Origin of the sequence: Demequina sp. TMPB413 (genome assembly GCF_020447105.2) — a bacterium.
Taxonomy (GTDB): Bacteria; Actinomycetota; Actinomycetes; order Actinomycetales; family Demequinaceae; genus Demequina.
The window spans coordinates 1,669,606-1,689,736 of record NZ_CP096184.1 but is presented as its reverse complement, the minus strand read 5'-3'; the positions used below and the strand labels follow the sequence as shown (position 1 = coordinate 1,689,736).

Annotated in this window: 15 protein-coding genes; 6 read left to right on the top strand and 9 right to left on the bottom strand. The window is 65.6% G+C overall.

All coding sequences use genetic code 11. The features are described from left to right. Positions 1 to 2: 2 nt before the first annotated feature. The 3 genes from efeU to LGT36_RS08175 form a co-directional block, all read right to left on the bottom strand. Positions 3 to 860 carry an iron uptake transporter permease EfeU gene (gene efeU / locus LGT36_RS08185; RefSeq protein WP_226095309.1) on the bottom strand — a complete coding sequence of 286 codons (858 nt, stop codon included), beginning with the start codon at positions 858 to 860 and terminating at the stop codon, positions 3 to 5. Between the two features lie 129 nt (positions 861 to 989). After that, on the bottom strand, positions 990 to 2,801 hold the full coding sequence (locus LGT36_RS08180) for a biotin carboxylase N-terminal domain-containing protein (protein ID WP_371922740.1): 1,812 nt from the start codon (positions 2,799 to 2,801) through the stop codon (positions 990 to 992). A gap of 148 nt (positions 2,802 to 2,949) precedes the next feature. After that, on the bottom strand, positions 2,950 to 3,582 hold the full coding sequence (locus LGT36_RS08175) for a nucleoside triphosphate pyrophosphatase (RefSeq protein WP_226095085.1): 633 nt from the start codon (positions 3,580 to 3,582) through the stop codon (positions 2,950 to 2,952). Positions 3,583 to 3,717: 135 nt separating this feature from the next. Between LGT36_RS08175 and LGT36_RS08170 the strand changes: the two genes are divergently transcribed. After that, positions 3,718 to 5,253, top strand: coding sequence for an alpha-N-arabinofuranosidase (locus LGT36_RS08170; RefSeq protein ID WP_226095084.1), 1,536 nt, complete (start codon positions 3,718 to 3,720; stop codon positions 5,251 to 5,253). Here LGT36_RS08170 and LGT36_RS08165 read toward each other — a convergent pair. The 6 genes from LGT36_RS08165 to LGT36_RS08140 all read right to left on the bottom strand — a co-directional run bounded on the left by LGT36_RS08165 (position 5,250) and on the right by LGT36_RS08140 (position 10,035). After that, complete coding sequence (locus tag LGT36_RS08165; protein ID WP_226095083.1) at positions 5,250 to 5,468, bottom strand: hypothetical protein; 219 nt, start codon at positions 5,466 to 5,468, stop codon at positions 5,250 to 5,252. The two genes, LGT36_RS08170 and LGT36_RS08165, sit on opposite strands and share 4 nt — an antisense overlap. Continuing rightward, positions 5,465 to 7,348, bottom strand: a complete 1,884-nt coding sequence (locus tag LGT36_RS08160; RefSeq protein WP_226095082.1) for a ferrous iron transporter B — start codon at positions 7,346 to 7,348, stop codon at positions 5,465 to 5,467. The genes LGT36_RS08165 and LGT36_RS08160 overlap by 4 nt, the downstream gene beginning before the upstream one ends. Then, complete coding sequence (locus LGT36_RS08155; protein WP_226095081.1) at positions 7,345 to 7,566, bottom strand: FeoA family protein; 222 nt, start codon at positions 7,564 to 7,566, stop codon at positions 7,345 to 7,347. The genes LGT36_RS08160 and LGT36_RS08155 overlap by 4 nt, the downstream gene beginning before the upstream one ends. Positions 7,567 to 7,637: 71 nt before the next feature. Then, the gene (locus tag LGT36_RS08150) at positions 7,638 to 8,270 is read right to left on the bottom strand and encodes a vancomycin high temperature exclusion protein (protein ID WP_226264657.1); all 633 of its coding nucleotides are present in this window, start codon (positions 8,268 to 8,270) and stop codon (positions 7,638 to 7,640) included. After that, positions 8,267 to 8,509: an acyl-CoA carboxylase subunit epsilon gene (locus tag LGT36_RS08145; RefSeq protein WP_226094539.1), complete on the bottom strand. Its 243-nt coding sequence runs from the start codon at positions 8,507 to 8,509 to the stop codon at positions 8,267 to 8,269. Before LGT36_RS08145 ends, LGT36_RS08150 begins: the two co-directional genes overlap by 4 nt. Further along, positions 8,506 to 10,035 (bottom strand): acyl-CoA carboxylase subunit beta, encoded by a 1,530-nt coding sequence (locus LGT36_RS08140; RefSeq protein WP_226264660.1) that lies wholly within the window; start codon positions 10,033 to 10,035, stop codon positions 8,506 to 8,508. Before LGT36_RS08140 ends, LGT36_RS08145 begins: the two co-directional genes overlap by 4 nt. A 555-nt stretch (positions 10,036 to 10,590) precedes the next feature. On the opposite strand from LGT36_RS08140, the gene LGT36_RS08135 reads away from it, so the two are divergent. From LGT36_RS08135 to LGT36_RS08115, 5 genes are all read left to right on the top strand, one after another. Then, positions 10,591 to 12,966: a glycoside hydrolase family 3 N-terminal domain-containing protein gene (locus LGT36_RS08135; RefSeq protein ID WP_226096693.1), complete on the top strand. Its 2,376-nt coding sequence runs from the start codon at positions 10,591 to 10,593 to the stop codon at positions 12,964 to 12,966. A gap of 106 nt (positions 12,967 to 13,072) precedes the next feature. Then, the gene (locus LGT36_RS08130) at positions 13,073 to 13,486 is read left to right on the top strand and encodes a hypothetical protein (RefSeq protein WP_226096694.1); all 414 of its coding nucleotides are present in this window, start codon (positions 13,073 to 13,075) and stop codon (positions 13,484 to 13,486) included. A 193-nt stretch (positions 13,487 to 13,679) separates the two neighbouring features. Then, a complete protein-coding gene (locus LGT36_RS08125) occupies positions 13,680 to 16,652 on the top strand; it encodes a glycoside hydrolase family 3 C-terminal domain-containing protein (RefSeq protein ID WP_226096695.1) in 2,973 nt (990 codons plus the stop codon). A gap of 361 nt (positions 16,653 to 17,013) precedes the next feature. Continuing rightward, positions 17,014 to 19,449, top strand: coding sequence for a glycoside hydrolase family 3 C-terminal domain-containing protein (locus LGT36_RS08120; RefSeq protein WP_226096696.1), 2,436 nt, complete (start codon positions 17,014 to 17,016; stop codon positions 19,447 to 19,449). Then, positions 19,446 to 20,129: a GtrA family protein gene (locus tag LGT36_RS08115; protein ID WP_226096697.1), complete on the top strand. Its 684-nt coding sequence runs from the start codon at positions 19,446 to 19,448 to the stop codon at positions 20,127 to 20,129. The genes LGT36_RS08120 and LGT36_RS08115 overlap by 4 nt, the downstream gene beginning before the upstream one ends. Positions 20,130 to 20,131 lie beyond the last annotated feature (2 nt).

Below are 20,131 nucleotides of genomic sequence, written 5' to 3'. Positions count from 1 at the left end.
GATTAGGCCGCGTGTGCGGCGGTCTTGGTGGCGCGGGGTGCGCCTGAAGGTGTGGGACTGCCGCGAAAAGCGGTGCGGACGAACAGCCACATGGTGGGGACGACGTACAGGATCCACGCAGTGGCCTCGAGAACGGTGGTTGCCGGGGAGAAGTTGAAGATGCCCTTGAGGAGGGTCCCAAGGACCGAGCCGGGCGTGATCGTGTCACTCACGTCAAAGGCGAGGGTGTTCAGGCCTGGCAAGACGCGAGCCTCTTGGAGGTCGTGGATGCCGTAAGCGAGGACTCCACCAGCAACGATGATGAGAAACACCCCGGTCCACTGGAAGAAGACCCGCAGGTTGATGCGCACCGCACCGCGATAGATGAGCACACCGAGCGCGACCGCAGTCAGGAGACCGAGAACCGCGCCAGTGATGGGCGCCGTGGTGGAGCCAGCCGCCTCGATACCTGCCCACAGGAACAGGGCCGTCTCGAGCCCTTCACGGCCCACTGCGACCAGTGCCATCGTGACGATGGCGCCCTTGCCCATAGCGATCGCCTTCTCGACCCCATCCTCGAGGTGACGCTTGAGAAAGCGCGCGGTCTTGCCCATCCAGAAGATCATCCACGTGATGAGCGCGACCGCGACGATGCTGAGCGACCCGCCGATGACCTCTTGCGCCTCGAAACTGAGACCGTTGGGGCCGAGCGTGAGCGCCGCCCCCGCGGCGAGCGAGACGACCACGGCCACGCCGACGCCCGTCCACACCGAGGCAAGCAGGTCCCGGCGTTGGGTGCGGACCAGGTACGCCACCAGGATGCCGATAACGAGCGCTGCCTCGAGGCCCTCTCTCAAGCCGATGAGGTAGTTGGCGAGCACGCGACCTCCAGGAGTAAGTAAGGCTTACCTAACTCGCTGAGGCTACGGGGGGCCGAAGGCCCATGTCAACAATTCGCAACAGTTGTGTTGCGTAATTCGGCATGCGTGCGTTGACGCGTGCTCGACGGCCTACTCGGAGGCGGGGTCGACGATGTCGCAGATGAGCGCGCCGGCCGTCACGGAGCTGCCCACGGCCGCGACAAGGCCTGTGACCACGCCGGATCGGTGCGCAATGAGTGGTTGCTCCATCTTCATGGCCTCAAGCACCACCACCAAGTCGCCCTCGGCGACTGTCGCGCCGTCTTCCACAGCGACCTTCACGATGGTGCCTTGCATGGGAGAGGAGAGGGTGACTCCCGAGCTGGCGCGCATGGCGGACGGCTTGCGCGTGGTGCGGCGCGCAGGAACGCCAGCGCGGGCCCGCGCCCTGCCGGCCTGTGCAAGTGCTGCTGGCAAGACGACCTCGAGCCGTTTGCCGCCTACCTCAACGACCACGCGCTCCGTCGCGGCTCCGTCGTCGTCGTGGCCAGCGGCCGCTGCACCAGACGCGCCGAGCGTCCTGACCGTCTCGGCAAAGCCGGTCTCGATCCAGGTGGTGTAGACGCCAAAGCCGTCCTCTGCCACAAACTCTGGTGCGTTGAGCACGGCCTCGTGGAAGGGCAACACCGTGGGGATGCCCTCGACCACAAACTCGGAGACTGCCCGTCGCGCACGTTGGATGGCCTCCGCACGCGTCGAGCCGGTGACGATGAGCTTCGCGATCATCGAGTCGAAGTTGCCAGAGACGGTGTCGCCTTGGTGGACGCCAGCGTCGACGCGCACGCCGGGGCCCGACGGCAGTCGGAGCGTGCTGATGCGGCCGGGGGCGGGCATGAAACCAGCGGCAGGGTCTTCGCCGTTGATGCGGAACTCTATCGAGTGGCCGCGCACCTGCGGGTGCAGATTTGAGATGGGCTCGCCCGCGGCGATGCGGAACTGCTCCCTGACCAGGTCAACACCGGTGACCTCTTCTGTCACAGGGTGTTCCACCTGGAGGCGCGTGTTGACCTCGAGAAAGCTGATGGTGCCGTCCACGCCAATGAGGAACTCGCACGTGCCCGCCCCCACGTAGCCCGCCTCGCGCAGGATTGCCTGGCTGGAGTGCACGAGCTTGGCGTTCTGGTCGTCCGTCAGGAACGGCGCGGGGGCCTCTTCGACGAGCTTCTGGTGCCGACGCTGCAGCGAGCAGTCGCGCGTCGAGACGACGACGACGTTGCCGTGCGTATCGGCCAAGCATTGGGTTTCCACGTGGCGGGGTTTGTCGAGGAAGCGTTCTACAAAGCACTCGCCGCGACCAAAGGCGGCGACGGCCTCGCGGGTAGCGGAGTCGAAGAGCTCGGGGATGTCTTCCCTGTTGCGGGCCACCTTGAGCCCACGCCCGCCGCCTCCGAAGGCGGCCTTGATGGCCACTGGCAAGCCAAACTCGTCGGCGAAGGCGACCACCTCGTCGGCCGTGGCGACGGGGTCTGCGGTGCCGGGCACCAGCGGCGCGCCCGCAGCTTGCGCGATGTGGCGGGCACTGACCTTGTCCCCGAGAGACGTAATGGCGGCGGGGGGTGGGCCGATCCACACGAGGCCCGCATCCATGACCGCTTGGGCGAACTCGGCATTCTCCGAAAGGAAGCCGTAGCCGGGGTGAATCGCCTCGGCGCCGGAGCGCTGAGCGACCTCGAGGATCTTGCCGATGTCGAGATAGGACTCGCGCGCTGTCACGCCGCCAAGGGCGTAGGCGTCGTCGGCGAGAGCGACGTGGGGGGCGTCCCTATCTGGCTCGGCGTAGACGGCAATCGAGCGCAAGGAGGCGTCTCGACACGCGCGAATCACGCGGACGGCGATCTCGCCGCGATTGGCGATAAGAACCGAGGAGAACGCAGGCACGACGCTCAACCTACCGTGGCGCATGGCACGACCACCGACCCGGGACCCGCTCTCTGTTGGATTTGGTCGGAAGCACAGCGCTCGCACGCCAGTTTGTAGGGATTCAACAATGAAAGGGCCGCGAAGTGAGGCTACCCTGTCCAGGGTTGTCGGTACGCCACAAACCGTGGCGTCAGGAAGTCGGGACCCAGAGGTCCTGAATCCTCACTCCAAGCTCGTTCAGCAAGTGGCGGAGAACGGGCAGGCTGACGCCCACAACGTTGTGATGGTCGCCCTCGATGCGCTCCACAAAGGGGCCGCCGATGCCGTCGACGGTGAAGGCGCCGGCGACGCTGAGCGGCTCGCCGGTGGCGACGTAGGCATCGATCTCCTCGTCCGTCAGGTCGGCAAAGTGGACCGTGGTCGAGGCGGTCCTGCCGGTTGCCGAGGTGACGCCGTCTCGTGCGTCGATGAGCCAATGCCCCGTGTGAAGGACGCCCACCCGACCTCGCATCGCGTGCCAGCGCGCGCGCGCCGTATCCGCATCGCCAGGCTTCCCCAGCGCTTCGCCATCGAGTTCGAGCATCGAGTCGCAGCCCAGGACGAGCGCGTTGGGCTGTCGCGCGGCCACGTCTTCGGCCTTGGCTCGTGCCAATAGGAGTACGGCGTCGGCCGGGGAGGGCCCGTCCCCAGAAGGACTCGCCGCTGCCGCAAGCAAGGCATCCTCGTCGACGCCGCTGACGATCACGGTGGGGGAAATCCCGGCAGCCCGCAACACGGCGAGACGAGCGGGGGAGGCGGAGGCGAGCACAAAGGGGACGGTCACGCCTGCGAGCCTAGCGAGTGTGGCCGTGAGGTCCCAGGCGGCGGCTTTTCATCGTTGTATCGTGACGATGGTCGAAGCGCGTGTGCTGGCGAAAACGCCGACGCGCCAGGCCGTATCCGACGAAGGAGACAGCGCGTGCCCACCGTTCCCGCCCACCTGAGCATCGACCCCGCCTCGCGTATCGGAACGGTCAACCGCCGCCTGTTCGGCGGTTTCGTTGAGCACCTGGGGCGGCACATCTACACCGGCATCTACGAGCCTGGACATCCCACCGCGGACCAGCAGGGGTTCCGTGGTGACGTGATCGACCTGGTGCGTGAACTCGGCGTCTCCACCATCCGATACCCAGGCGGAAACTTCGTGTCGGCGTATCGATGGGAGGACGGCGTTGGCCCGCGAGAGCAGCGGCCGCGCCGACTCGACCTTGCCTGGCACTCCACCGAGACGAATGAGGTGGGGCTTCAAGAGTTTTCCGAGTGGCTCGAGCGAGTCGACAGCGACCTGATGCTTGCGGTCAACCTTGGTACCCGTGGCCTTCAAGAGGCCCTTGATCTGCTGGAGTACGCCAACGTGCCTGCAGGCAGCGAGCTTTCCGATCGCCGCGTATCTCATGGCCGCACAGAGCCATACGGCGTCACCATGTGGTGCCTCGGCAACGAGATGGACGGCCCGTGGCAGATTGGCCACAGCACCGCCGAGGCGTATGGCGCGCTCGCCGCGCAGACCGCCAGGGCGATGCGCCAGCTCGACTCGCGCATCGAACTGGTCGCTTGCGGCTCCTCCGGCGCAGGGATGCCGACCTTCGGGCAGTGGGAACGTACGGTGCTTGACCATGCCTACGACGAGGTGGACTACATCTCCTGCCACGCCTACTACGAGGAGCTGGAAGGGGACACGGCAAGCTTCCTGGCGTCGGCCGTTGACATGGACCGCTTCATCGAAAAAGTGGTCGAAGCCGCCGACGAGGTGAAGCAGCGCAAGGGTTCTGCCAAGACCATCAACATCTCGTTCGACGAGTGGAACGTCTGGTACATCTCGCGATTCGAAAACGTGGACAAGATCACCGGCATCGACAACTGGCCCGTCGCGCCGCGCCTGCTTGAAGACGAGTACTCGGTGCTCGACGCCGTGGTGTTCGGCTCGCTGATGATTTCGCTGATTAAGCACGCGGACAGGGTCACGAGTGCGTCGCTGGCTCAGTTGGTCAACGTGATCGCGCCGATCATGACGGAGCCGGGCGGTCCCGCGTGGCGCCAGACCACCTTCTTCCCGTTCGCGCTCACCTCCCGGCTCGCACGCGGCGAGGCGATCGACGTGCACGTAGAGGCGGAGACGTATGCGACCACCACGTATGGAGAGGTGCCGCTCGTCGACGCCGTTGCGACGCATGACGCCGACGCCGGGGCGGCCGCGGTCTTCTTGGTGAACAGGTCTCAGGTCGAGTCACAAACAGTCGTGGTGGACGTCAGCAGCCTGGGTCACGTGAGGGTGGTGGAGAGCCATGCCCTGTTCGACGAGGACATCCGCGCCAGCAATACGCTTGCTCAGCCCGAGCGCGTGGGCTTGAGGGAACTGCCGTGCTCTATCGACGGCGAGGGAAGGTTGACGGTCGAACTGCCACCCGTGTCGTGGGCCGCAGTCGCATTGTCCTGCACTCCGGCGGCAAGCTAGCTGTCGCGCACGAGCGGGCAACCTGCGCACGCAGGGGAGGAGCGAGGCACGCACGTTCCGCACGCGGCCGACGCTGGAACGACCAATCCCAAGCGGCCAGCCTCGTTGGCGACCGCTTGAGCAAGGTCGACGGAAATGCCAAGCGTCCGCGCCGCCACGCGCGGGCTGTCTCCAGCGGCCAGCCGGTCCATCACGGCGCCAAAGGACCCGCTCACAGCAACTTCCCCACCTGGAAGACGGCGGTGGCGATCGCGTAGGCGCCTACGAACTGGGCGCCAGCCGCGAGGGCCGTCCACCGCGTGCCATAGAGCCGACGCTGCTCCGCAAGTGTGGCGAGGCACGGCAGGTAGGACAGGGTGAAGATCATGAGAGCGAGTGCGGCTGCACCCGCATGGCCGCCAGAGGTCTCTTCCACCGTGGCTCGAAGCTGCTCGCCGAGTGTCGCCTCCGCGCCGGCCGCCTCGTCGTCGATCGCGTAAGACTGCGCGAGCGCCGCGATCACCACCTCTTTGGCAGCGACGCCAGTGACGAGCGCCGAGGCGATCTTCCAATCGTCAAGGCCCAGGGGACTGAGGGCTGGGGCGGCGGCGTGAGCGACCGCGCCGTATACCGAATCCTCGACGGGGACGTCGGCGAGCTCGTGGCCGCCTCGCACGGGGATCGCCTGCAGCACCCACAGCGCCATGACGACCACCACGATGATGGTTCCCGCCTTGCGCACAAAGGATGTGACGCGCGTCCACACGCTCATGCCGAGCGAGGGCACGTGGGGGAGTTGGTAGTCGGGCAGCGCGATGATGAGGGGCTCGGGGACGATGTCGCGCAGCACCGTGCGGCGCGCAATCAGGCCCCAGCCGATCACGAGCACCACGGACCCCACGTACATGGCGAATACCACCGTGCCTGCCTGGGACGGGAAGAACGTGTGAGCGAGCATGAGGTAGACGGCAAGGCGGGCCGTGCACGAGGTGAGCGGCACGAGCAGTCCGGTGAGGAGCCGCTGACGTGCGTGGGGGAGCACGGCAGTAGCGGACAGGGCAGGAACGTTGCAGCCGAAGCCCACCACGAGCGGCAGCATGGCGCGCCCGTCGAGGCCGAGGGAGCGCATCGCGCGGTCGGCGACCACAGCGACGCGAGCGAGGTAGCCGCTGCCTTCAAGCGTGCCGACGGCCACGAACATGATCGCCATGAGGGGGACAAAGGAGAGTACGGTGCCGACGCCGGCGAGCACGCCGTTGACGGTGAAGGAGACGATCCAGTCGGGCGCACGCAGTGAGTCGAGGAGCGACGACGTGGCAGACGCGACCGGCCCTTCGATGAGTTGCGCGGCAGCATCCATCAGGGGCCCGGCCACCACGGTGGTCAGTTGGAACACGGCCCACACCACCGCGAGGAAGGCCGGCAGGCCGAGCCACGGGTTGAGGAGCACCCGGTCGAGGCGATCGGTGAAGGTGAGGCGCGGCTCGCCTGCGGGGACCGCCGCATCGGTGATCGATTCCACCCAGTCGAAGAGATGCTGGGTGCAGGCCAGGGTGTCGGGGAGCGTGGCTGCATGTTTATGCGGCTCGATCCCGTGCACCATTGGTGGGTGTACGAGTGCGGCGGCAACGGCTCGTTCGAGTGCCGCGCGACCCGCACCCGAACGGCCGTTGACCTCTATGACGGGCACTCCGAGCGCGGTCGACAATGCCGCCGCGTCTGGCTGCAGCCCTCTCGCCTGGGCCAAGTCGACCATGGTGAGCGCCGCCACGACTGGCCGCCCGGCAGCGGCCACCTGTCCGAGCAGGTAGAGCGAGCGGCTGAGTGCCGTCGCGTCGAGCACCACCACGGCGACGTTGTGATCGGCGTTGTTGACCGCGTCGGCCGCGACCTGCTCGTCTGGCGAGCGAGCGATCAGGCTGTAGGTGCCTGGGAGGTCAACGAGCGAGAGATCCTCGCCGCTTACGCGCCACGTTCCGGAAGCCAGCGCCACCGTCGTGCCAGGGGCGTTGACCACGCGCTGGCGTGCCTTGGTGAGGCCGTTGAACAGCGTGGACTTGCCGACGTTGGGGTTGCCCACCAACAGGATGCTTGCGGTCCGTACTGCTTGCTTCATGACGGATCCACCTCGATCAACGCGCACGTCGCGGAGTCGATGGCTAACCGGGAGGCGCCGATCGACACGATGCGTGAGCCGGATGCACCCCGTGCCGTGAGCCGCAGAAGCGCGCCCGGCCTGATGCCCATCTCGCGCAGACGGAGTACCGCGGCCGAGTCCGCACTGACGGCGCGGACGTGTGCCCGCGTGCCCGGCGCCATCGCAATGAGCTGCATAGGCTCACGCTATTTCGAAAGGTAAGCCTTACCTAATTACTTTGGTCCCGGGTGACCTGCCCTTCCGAGTGTCAGGACGTGCCGTCGGGAACCCTGCCGCTCCACACGTCCAACATGGCCTTCGCGTCCGCCGCGATCTCGCGCACGTGTCCCGTCAGCGTTGACTTGGTGAGACGTTGAGGTGGGTACGCGCCCTGGGCGGACAGGCCGATGCGGTCGCACACCCACACCGCGCGCGGGACGTGGAATTCCTGGCTGACCATGATCACGCTGCTGGCCCCGAAAGTGTCGCGGGCGTTCACGCACGACGAGTAGGTGTCGACGCCCAGGGGGTCCTCTTCGATGGCCTCCGGCGGCACCCCCATGTTCTCCGCGACCTGGCGCATCACGCTCGGCTCGCCGAATCCGGAACTATCGGAACCGTCGCCGCTCATGATGAGGCGGTCAACGGTGCCGTCGAGATACAACTGCACTCCCGTCTCGACGCGCTCGCGGAGAAAGCGCGACGGGCGCCCGTCCGCGTACACGCGGGCCCCCAGCACGACGGCGGCGTCGGCGTGGTCAAACGAAGCGTCCGCCGGTTGGGTGTCCGAAGCCGTGGTTCCCCGCACGATCATCCACGGGGTCGCGATGGCCGTAGGCACCAGCACCAAGGCAGCCACCAGCCAGCGGTAGCGAGGGTGCAGGCGCGTGCGGGACCTCATCTGAGCGAGTGCCGCCAAGCGCCTGGCCCGCGGCCAAGTACGCCCACCTTGATGCCGCGCATCGTGCGCGCGCGATCCATCCATGCCGAGGTGGGGGAGCCTGGCTCCTCCTCGTCGTGGGCGACGCTCGCCATGGCCGCCATCCCCGCGACGAGAGCGGCCAGTTCGTCGTCGTTAGGGGCGCCGCGCACCACCCGCATCGATGCGGAGGCATCCATGACGCCGTCGACGTCACTCATAGCGGGATGTTCCCGTGCTTCTTGGGGGGAAGTGCCGCGCGCTTGGTGCGCAGGGCGCGCAGTCCACGCACAATCTGCGCGCGCGTCTGCGACGGTTCGATCACGGCGTCCACGTAGCCCTTGTCAGCTGCGTTGTAGGGATTGACGATGCTCGCCTCGTAGTCGTCGATCAGCGCTTGCCGTTCGGCGTCGACGTCCCCGCCAGCCTTCTCGACCTCGGCGAGGGCGCGTCGCGACAGGATGTTGACGGCGCCGCTCGCTCCCATCACGGCAATCTGAGCGGTGGGCCAGGCCAGGTTGATGTCGGCGCCAAGTTGCTTGGATGCCATCACGATGTACGCGCCGCCATAAGCCTTGCGTGTGATCACGGTGATGAGCGGCACGGTGGCCTCTGCATAGGCGTAGATCAGTTTGGCTCCGCGGCGAATGATGCCCTGGTGCTCTTGGTCAACGCCAGGTAGGAAGCCTGGCACGTCCACGAACGTCAAGACGGGGATGTTGAACGCATCGCACGTGCGCACAAACCGCGCGGCCTTCTCCGCAGCGTTGATATCGAGGGTGCCAGCCATCGACAACGGCTGGTTGGCGACCACACCCACCGAGTGGCCCTCGACGTGACCGAAGCCGACGACCACGTTGGAGGCGAACAGAGGCTGCACCTCGAGGAAGTCGCCGTCGTCGAGCACGGTCTCGATGACGGTCTTCATGTCATAGGGCTGGTTGTCGCTATCCGGCACCAGCGCGTCGAGCGCGAGGTCGTCGTCCGTGACGTCAAGGTCAGCTTCCATGTCCCACACGGTGGGGTCCGAGAGGTTGTTTTGCGGAAGGAACTGCAGCAAGTGCTGCACGTACTCGATCGCGTCGTCCTCGTCGTCGGCGAGGTAGTGGGCCACGCCAGACTTGACGTTGTGCGTCTGACCGCCGCCAAGGTCCTCGAACGTGACCTCTTCTCCCGTGACCGACTTGATGACGTCAGGGCCGGTGATGAACATTTGCGACGTGCCGTCCGCCATGACGATGAAGTCGGTCAGGGCGGGCGAGTAGACGGCACCGCCGGCGCTCGGCCCCAAGATGATCGAGATCTGGGGGATGACGCCGGACGCGGCGACGTTGCGCCGGAAGATTTCGGCGAACTGGGTGAGGGCGGCGACGCCCTCTTGGATGCGCGCGCCACCGCCGTCGGAGATCCCGATGAGCGGCACTCCTGTACGCAACGCGAAGTCCTGCACCTTGGTGATCTTGTGGCCGTGGGTCTCGCCCAGCGAACCGCCGAACACGGTGAAGTCTTGAGAGTAGACGGCCACCTGGCGACCGTCGACGGTGCCGTAGCCGGTGACGACGCCGTCGCCAAAGGGGCGGTTCTTGTCCAGTCCGAACGCGGTGGCGCGGTGGCGCGTGAGGGCGTCGAACTCGACGAAGGAACCCTCGTCGAGCAACAGTTCCACGCGCTCGCGCGCCGTCTTCTTGCCGCGAGCGTGCTGCTTCTCCAGCGCCGCGGCTTCCGGCGTCTCGATCGCGGCGGTCATCTTGTCGCGCAGTCCCGCAAGTGCGGACGCGGTGGACTTGGTGGTGTCGGCCACTTTGCTCCCTTGGGTCAACTCGGACACAGCCTAGCCGCCCTTCCTTGCTGCACGCCCTCGACGCAGGGCGCGGCGCGTTGAGCCCTTACGAGGCGAGATCCGTTGAACCGCCTCATCGCGGGGCGATAACGCTCAGATAACGGAACGATAACGGCCGCCCCGTGCAGCGACAGATCTTGCGGCGTGTGTAACAGGTCGTGCGAGCGACCCGATGGGCGACATGGCCCGCTGATTGACTTCCGGATAGCGCAATCACCCGTGGTGCGTCGGCGGTCCGGCAACGATGCTCGGATCGACGAGTCGCCTGACCACGGCACCGCGGTGAGAGCGCTGACCTAAGAAATACATCTCGCCTAAGGCGTACAGAGCGGCATGGTTGCCGCGCATGGACGGTGATCGGGCGGGGCGGCGCGCAGTGTCGACAAGTGCGATACCGCACGCGGCCCACCAGTTGCACAGGAGACAAGCAATGAAGTCGATGACGACGATTGGAGACCGGCAATGAGGCCTACGCCTATCAAGGGTGCGGCGCTTTTCGCGATGCTGGGCATGACGCTCACGCTCGCAGCGTGCACCAGCGACCCCGACGATGACACTCCCACGGCCCAGCCAGCCAAGTACGAGACGCGAGAGGTCACCGACGGCACCACCACGTTCGTCGTGGTGGACAACCCTGCCGACGGCGCCACGCTGTCATACGGTGTGGACAGTGGCATCACGCTCATCGACGAGGTCATCGACGGCTCGACGTACGCGTTCAAGGACATGAACGCCAACGGCGAGTTGGACACGTGGGAGGACTGGCGCGTCGACTCGAGCGAGCGCGCAGCCGACCTCGCTTCGCAGATGTCGATCGAGCAGATTGCCGGCCTCATGCTCTTCAGCTCGCACGAGCGCTCACCTGCGGACGGCCTGACGGACGCCCAGAAGACCTATCTGTCCGAGTCGAACCTGCGCGCAGTACTGAACGCAGCTGGCAGCGACGCAGAAGTGACGGTCCCGTGGGTCAACTCCATGCAGGCATACGTCGAGACGCTCGCGACCGCTGACACGCCTTACGTGCCCGTGAACTTCGCCTCCGACCCGCGCTCAACCGCTGGTTCGGGCGGATACAACGCTGAGGGCGCCGACATCTCTCGCTGGCCCTCCAACCTGGGCCTCGCGGCGACGTTCGACTCGTCCTACACGCTCACCTTTGCCGAGATGGCGTCGGCCGAGTACCGCGCGCTGGGCATCACCACTGCCTTGAGCCCGCAGGTTGACCTGGCCACCGAGCCTCGTTGGAGCCGCGTGGGTGGCACCTTCGGTGAAGACGCGGCTCAAGCGGCCGAGCTCACTGGCGCCTACGTCACCGGATTCCAGACCACTGGTGGCGACACCGAGTGGGGCGCAGAGTCGGTCAACGCCATGATCAAGCACTGGGCTGGAGACGGTCCCGGTGAGGGTGGCCGCGAAGGTCACACCACCTCAGGCAAGTACGGCGTCTACCCCGGCGACAACCTTGACGAGCACGTCTCCGTCTTCCAGGGAGCGCTCGACTCGGCAGCAGTCATGACGGCGTACTCGATCGCGCTTGACGCGAACGGCGACCCGCTGTTCGAGGACCGCACCGGTACGGCGTACGACTCCGGCCGTATGGCGATCCTGCGCGACGACAACTCTTACGAGGGTGTCGTCGTGACCGACTGGGGCGTCATGACGGGCTCGAACGACGAGGGTGCCTTCCTCGCCATGGCGTGGGGCGCCGAGGACCTGACCCCCGCCGAGCGCTACGTCGAGGTGCTGGGCACCGGACACGACATGTTCGGTGGCGTGAACGACGCGACCTTCATCCTCGAGGCTGCCGACCTGTGGCAGGAGAAGTTCGAGGCAGGTGACCTCGATATGGACGCGGAAACTCGCTTCCAACTGTCCGGCACGCGCATCCTCAACATGATGTTCCAGGTGGGCCTGTACGAGTCGGCCTTCCTCGACCCTGCGGAGTCCTCCTCTGTTCTCGCCTCTGAGGACAAGGTGGCTGCTGGCTACGACGCTCAACTCGCGTCGGTCGTCATGCTGAAGAACGACGGCGTGATCGCAGAGGGCGGCGACTGGTCAGACAAGACCGTGTACATCCCGCAGTCATACGACATCGGCATCCCGGGAGCATTTGGTCCCGCGACGTACACGCAAGGTCCGACCATGGATCTGGACGTGGCCGCTCAGTACTTCGGCACCGTCGTCACCGATGAGGTCGAACTGGACGCAGAGGGCAAGGTCGTGAGCTACACCGCTCCTGACCTGTCCGACGTCGACTTGGTACTCGTCGGGATGGACAGCCCGAACTCGGGCGGCACCTTCACCAACGCGGGCCTCACGGTTGCTGAGGATGGCACCAAGACGTGGACGCCCCTCACGCTGCAGTACGGTCCTTACGTTGCTGACGGAGAGAACGTCCGCAAGGTCTCGATCTCGGGGGACATTCTCGAGGACGGTACCGTGGAGAACCGCTCCTACTTCGGCAACACCGCGTACATTACGAACGCTGCAGACCTGGACGCCTTCAAGCGCGCAGTGGCTGCTGTCGAGGCCTCTGGGAACGACATCCCGGTGATCACCGTTCTGAAGGCGGTCAACCCGATCATCCCCGCCGAGTTCGAAGCGGAGTCTGACGCGATCCTTGTCAGCTTCGGCACCTCCGACCAGGCCGTGATCGACGTGGCGCTGGGTCAGTACGAGCCTTCGGGCCGTCTGCCGATCCAGTTCCCGGCCGACATGGACACTGTCGAGGCTCAGTTTGAGGACGTCGCGAAGGACATGACGCCTTACACCGATGCCAACGGCAACGCGTACGACTACGGGTTCGGCCTGAACTACTCGGGTCCGATCGCTAACTAAAGCACCACAAGCACCATCGCAGATGGCCGGCGGCCTACGTCGCCGGCCATCTGCGAGCACCAAGGCCATGGGACACCCCCGGCCGCACCTCAGCAAGGGAGTAGAAATGAAGCACAACAAGGTACTGACCACAGGCCTCGGACTGCTGATCGCCGTCACCGGCACCATCGGTCTCACGGGTTGCAGCAGCAACGACGGTGACAAAGCAGAAGACTCCGCCGTCACGGCTGAGGTGAACGTCGACGTCGCAACGGACCTGCAGACCGCCCGCCAGGCGGTCTTGGATGCGCTCGCCGACGACGACTGGGCCCAGGTCATGCTTGCCAGCGACGTCCAGGAGCCGACCATCAAGTACGGCCTCATGGTGATGCCGTTCGTCGCCACCGACGCCGCCTCGCGCGTCACGGGAACCGTGACGATCGAAGAAGGCGGCAACTTCGTCATCGAGGCCGATTCGGCAGCGACAGGCGAGACCTGGCAAATCGATCAAGACGGAACCATCACTCAGGTCACCGAGTGAAGAATTCGCCCCGCCTGGCGTGACTCACGCGCAGGCCCGGGTGTCCGACCGCTTCTGTGATCGGACACCCGGGGCCAAGGGGCCGCAACAAGGTGCGGTACACGCCGCGACCTCGACCGCACACGCGGCCCCGCATCACGACATTCGACCGTCGCCCAGCACTCGCGACGGACAGCACTGAAGGAGAACCACAGTGAACGCCAAGGCGCCAAAGAACGCCCGCCGAGCGAACAAGCCCATGTCCAACAAGAAGTACCTTGCGATCTGGGTGCCCGTCCTCACCCTGGTGACTGCCGTCGCCATTGTGGCGAACGTGGCGCTCAACGTCGCTGGCGGCTGGGTTGCCTCGCAATTTGGCTCTGGCACCTACACGTTCACCAACTCTGAGGAGTCGGCGGGCTGGGACACCGACTACTACACCTCGGAGTTCTCCACTATTGAGGAAGTCGACGAGGCCGCTAGGGCGCTCGTCGAAGAGATCGCCGCCGGTGGCATCGTCCTCGCGAAGAACGAGTCTGGCGCCCTGCCCCTCGCCGCAAACTCGCGCGTGACGATGCTGGGCCGCGCGGCAGCCGACCCCGTTTTCGGCGGCTCCGGCTCCGGTTCCGTTGACACGAACTCGGCAGTCACGGCTCGTGCGGGGCTCGAGAACGCTGGTTTCCAGGTCAACGACCAGGTCTTCGCCGCGATTGAGGCCTTTGCGAAGGACAACCGCCGCGGCTACATCGAGATGGACAACCCCGGCAAGTCGACATACAACATCGGCGAACTCCCCGTCGGCGAGTACGAGGCTCACGCAGCGTCGTTCCCCGACTTCGCCGACGCGGCAGTGGTCTACATCGGCCGTCCAGGCGGCGAGGGTGGAGACCTCACGCAGGACATGACGGACTGGGATGACAACGCTGAGCCTGGCCAGCACCAGCTCGAGCTCAACAAGGACGAGCGCGACCTGATCGACCTGGCGAAGGCCAACTTCGAGACCGTCGTCGTGGTGGTCAACTCCTCCACCACGATCGAGATGGGCGACCTGCAAAGCGACCGCGGCATCGACGCGATCTTGCTCGCCGGTTCGCCAGGCGCCACCGGTCTCAACGCCGTCGGCAGCATTCTGAGCGGCGAGGTCAACCCCTCCGGCCGCACGGCGGACCTGTGGGCCGCCGACTTCACCGCCGACCCCACCTTCGTCAACTTCGGCGACTTCATCTACGAGAACCTTGAAGTGTCGTACCCGGTCTCGAGCATCGAACGCGCCACGTCGAACGCCACCGTCACGTCGGACGCCCCGTTTGTGAACTATGCCGAGGGTATCTACATCGGCTACCGCTACTACGAGACGGCCGCAGCCGAGGGCTTCATCAACTACGACAACGCAGTGGTCTACCCCTTCGGCTACGGGTTGAGCTACACGGACTTCGAGTGGGAGATCGTGGGCACGGAAGCCGGAGACGTTGACGGATCGGTGGAGGTCGACGTCAAGGTCACCAACACCGGCGCGGTCGCGGGCAAGGACGTCGTCGAGCTGTACTACAGCGCGCCTTACACCGAAGGTGGCATCGAAAAGGCCGAGGTGGTGCTGGGCGGCTTCGACAAGACGGAACTGCTCGAGCCCGGCGCCAGCGAGACCTTGACCATCGAACTCGCGGTCGAGGACATGGCGTCGTACGACTACCTGGGCGAGCGGGCCTACGTGCTGGAAGAGGGCGACTACGTCATCAGCCTTCGCACCGACTCGCACACGGTGGCACCAGGGACGGAACCGATCACCTACACCGTCGAGTCCGACGTGGTCTATTCAGGCGCCAACACCAGGTCAAGCGACCTGGCGGAGGTCACCAACCAGTTCGACGACGTCTCGGCGCAGTTCACGGCCGAGCCAGAAGAGGGCAAGGTCCTGTCGATGTCGCGTGCGGACTTCGCGGGCACCTTCCCGACGGCGCCGACTCCTGACCTCTACATCGCGAGCGAGGCCGTCGCCGAGGGCTTCGCAGCATGGGACGACGACGCCGCGGCCGAGGCTTTCGACGGCGAGAAGCCGACGACGGGCGAACGCTCCGAACTGGCTCTCATTGACCTGAGGGGCCTGCCAAAGGACGACCCGAAGTGGGAAGAGTTGCTTGACTCGCTCTCTGTCGGCAGCATGACTGATTTGCTCCTGAACGGCGCCTACCAGACCGCCGCGATCGAGTCGATCGCCAAGCCGCAGACCCTTGAACCTGACGGACCTGCAGGATTCTCTTCCTTCATCAATTCGTCCATCAACGGTGTCGCCTACCCGTCAGAGTTCCTGATCGCCCAGACCTGGGACAAGGAACTCGCCGCGGCCATGGGCAGGATGCTCGGCGAAGAAGCGCTGCAGAAGGACATCAATGGCTGGTACGCACCTGCCGTGAACCTGCATCGCTCGCCTTTCGGCGGCCGCAACTTCGAGTACTACTCGGAGGACCCGCTGTTGTCGGGCGCGATGGCGACTGCTGTGTCCAACGCGGTGGCGGAGAAGGGCGTCTACACGATGGTCAAGCACTTCGCGCTCAACGAGCAGGAGACCAACCGCGTCAATAACGGCGTGGCCACCTGGGCGACCGAGCAGACCATCAGGGAGTTGTACCTGAAGCCATTCGAGATGGTCATCAAGGACGTCACGATGGACGTCGCCTACCTGTCGGATGACCAAGGAACGATCTCTGAGACGACGATCGGTGCCGGCGGCATCATGAGTTCGTTCAACAGGATCGGTGCGACGTGGGCGGGTGGTTCACCGGCGCTCATGACGGAGGTCTTGCGCAACGAGTGGGGATTCGAAGGCTTCGCGATCTCCGACTTCAACCTGTACTCCTACATGAACCCCAACGAGGGAATCGATGCTGGGACGGACCTTACGCTGACGTTCCAGCCCTCCAAGTCCTTCCAGGACACCAGTTCGGCAAAGGCCGTCACCGACATTCGTGACGCGACCCACAACATCCTGTTCACGGTCACCAACTCGAACGCGATGAACGGACTCGCCCCTGGCGCGACAGTTGACTACACGCCGCCAGCCTGGGTCTACATCCAGTACGCGACCACGGCTGTCATCGGGCTGTTGGTGGCGTTCGGAACCTTCATGGTCTGGCGCAGGGTGCGCCGCCACCACGCGGCCTCCGCGGCCGCTGAACCGGCCGAAGCCTAGCCACAACGAGCAGGAGACTCGGGATGCCGCGTGCGCCTCAGCGGGCGCGGCATCCCGATGTTGTCCTGCCCTGGAATCGCCGCTTGCCGGCCCCCACGCAAGTTGTGCGGCCCACGTGACAGGTCGTGCGAAACGCCTCTCAGGAGGCCATATCGCGTGGTGTTCTGAACCTGCGCACGCTCCGTCACGCAGGCGGGACGGGCGGACAAGACCAACCATCAGCGACGCCGCATCAGCCCCGTCCGGGCCACCGGGCGGGTACGTACAAGGAGAGAACCGTGAGTAGCCGAACGGCAAAGACGCCGCCCAAGAACTGCGGGCCCGACCGTCAGTCGCCACGCGCCACAAGGAGTCGATAGTGATGGCACAGGACCTCACCCTTCTCGAGAAGGCCGCATTGCTGAGTGGCCTCAACACGTGGCAGAGCCGTGAGTTTGGGCACGCGGGCATCCGGTCGCTGTTCTTCGCTGACGGCCCGCACGGAGTGCGCCGGCAAACTGGCTCCTCCGATCACTTGGGGATCAACGCGTCCCAGCCGGCGACGTGCTTCCCCACGGCGGCCACGGTCGCCAATAGTTGGGACCAGGCCTTGGCCGAGCAGATCGGCGAGGCGATCGGTGCAGAGGCCGCGCAACAGGGCGTTGACGTGCTGCTTGGCCCAGGGCTCAACATCAAGCGCAGCCCGCTGTGTGGCCGCAGCTTCGAGTACTTCTCTGAGGACCCGTTCCTCTCGGGCACTCTCGCTGCCGCGTACGTTAGGGGCATTCAGTCTCAAGGGGTGGCTGCCTGCCCCAAGCACTTCGCGGTCAACAGCCAGGAGTCGCGCCGCATGGCCAGCAATTCCGTGGTGGATGAGCGCACGTTGCGCGAGATCTACCTGACGGCCTTTGAGATCGTGGTGCGCGACGCCTCGCCTCGCGCGATCATGACCAGCTACAACCGCATCAACGGCACGTACGCCCACGAGAACGCTCACTTGCTGAGCGAGATTCTTCGCGACGAGTGGGGCTTCGCCGGCGCGGTGGTGACGGACTGGGGCGGCAGCAACGACGCGGTGGCTGCGATCGAGGCGGGCGGCACGATTGAAATGCCATCGCCGGGACTTGGCTCGGCGCGGGAGATTGTCGACGCCGTGAAGGACGGGCGCCTTGACCCCGCGATGCTGAATGCGCGCGCAGAAGAGATGCGCGCCCTTGTCCAGGGCATGGAACCTGGCCGCGCCCGTGCGGTCGATCTTGAGGAGCACCACCAGCTCGCGCGCCGCGCTGCACGAGAGAGCGTCGTGCTGCTGAAGAACCACGACGCCGTGCTTCCTCTGGCCAAAGACACCCGACTCGCCGTCATCGGCGACTTCGCGGCAACGCCGCGGTACCAAGGCGCTGGGTCTTCACTCGTCAACGCGAGCCGCGTGGTCACCGCACTGGAGGCGTGGAGCGACGCGGGCTTCGACTCGGTCAATCACGCCCAGGGCTTCCGTCGCAATGGGACGCCAGACGAGGCGGTCGCGGCGGACGCGCTCGACGTGGCGGCCGCAGCCGATGTGGTGCTCCTCTACATGGGTCTCGACGAGATCAGTGAGTCGGAAGGCATCGACCGCGAGCACTTGCGGCTGCCCGCCAATCAGGTGGAACTCCTTGAGCGCGTCAGCGAGGCGGCGGAGCGCGTCGTCGTCGTGTTGTCGGCGGGTTCTGTAGTGGAGATGCCGTGGCTCGACAACGCCACCGCAGTGGTCCATGGCTACTTGGGTGGTCAGGCGGGAGCGGAGGCCATGGTCGACATCCTGACCGGAGCGGCCAGCCCGTCAGGAAGGCTCGCGGAAACGTATCCGATGGTGCTCGAGGACACGCCAACGCACGGCCGTTTCCCCGCACGCGACGCCGACGCCGAATACCGCGAGGGCATGTTCGTTGGCTACCGGTACTACGCGACCGCGGATGTCCCCGTGCGTTTCCCCTTCGGCTTCGGGCTCAGTTACACGTCATTCGCATACGACGACCTGCGCGTCACCGAGACAGGCGCAAGCCTCACGCTCACCAACACGGGGGATAGGGCTGGCTCCGAGGTGGTCCAGATGTACGTCTCCCGCCAGGGCGACGGTCCCGTCCACCCCACGGCCGAACTCAAGGGCTTCGCCAAAGTGGCCCTGGAGCCTGGCGAGAGCACCCGGGTCAAGTTGCCGTTCGATGACAGAACCTTCCGTCGCTTCGACGCAGAGGCGGACGCCTGGGTGATCGATGAGGCCGACTACGAGTTGCGCATTGGGGCCAGCGTGGACGACACCCGACTCCGCGAGAACTACCGCGTCGCGGGCACACCTGCCCCCGCGCGTCGGCCGGAACTTGCGTGGTACGCCGCCGCGGACGTGAAGGACGTGAGCGACGAGGACTTCGCGGCACTTCTCGGCCGCGAGTTGCCTTCGGCCACAGGCGCGAACCGTGACCTTGGCGTGAACGATCCGCTGCTCGCCATGCACCGCGCGAAGAGCCCGATTGCACGCCTTGCCGCCACGGTGCTGCGCGGCTTGATCGCACGCTCTGAACGCCGCGGCAAGCCGGATTTGAACCTGCTATTCCTCTACAACATGCCGTTGAGGGCCATGGGCAAGATGACGTTGGGCGCTGTATCGATGCCGATGGTGCACGCGATCGTCGACATCGTCAACGGCCACTTCTGGCGGGGAGCGTCCGGCGTGGTGCGCGGGTACTTCCGGGCGCGCAGGGACACCAAGAGCATGAAGCGCGAACTGGCCGCGAGCGCACAATCGGCGGCCCCCGACCTGTCGAGGAGTCGACGATGATTCACGCCATCCGCCGCAAGTGGGAAGTCTTCACCGAGAAGCGGCCTGGCTTCGCGCAGTTCCTCATGTTCACGGTGTTTTCCCAGGCCGTGACGGTGTTGCAGTTGGCGCTGATGCCGCTGTTCAGGGCATGGTTCAACACCACATCGCTCCTCGAGACCACCTTCCAGGTGTTCCCTGTCGGCTCAGACGTCGACGGATCGCAGTACTACATGTTCGATTACGTCGCGGGTGAGCTCCCACAGGGAGGCGGCGGCCTCGCCTACTTCCTCGCGGTGCAGATCACTCTCGCGATCGCGCAGGTCATCAACTTCTTCCTCCAGCGCAACATCACCTTCAAGTCGAACACCTCGCCGTGGCGTGCGGCGATGTGGTACTTCATCGCGTACGTCATCATCACGTTCATCGCGGCGGCCGCTCAGGGCTTCTACAAGGCGCCTGTGTACGACTTCTTCATTGACACGCTTGGCTGGGGCTCCACTGGCGAGACGTTCGCAGACGTCTTGACCATGATCATCTACTCCGCGATCTCGTTCTGGGTGTTCTTCCCCATCTTCAAGATCATCTTCAAGCGCGAACCAGGTGAGGACGGTGAAGACGGCGACGACGAGCAGGGTACTGTTCCCTCCGGCGCGCAGGATTCGACCATCCAGCCGGGTGAGCCCGCGCCACAGCCATAGGA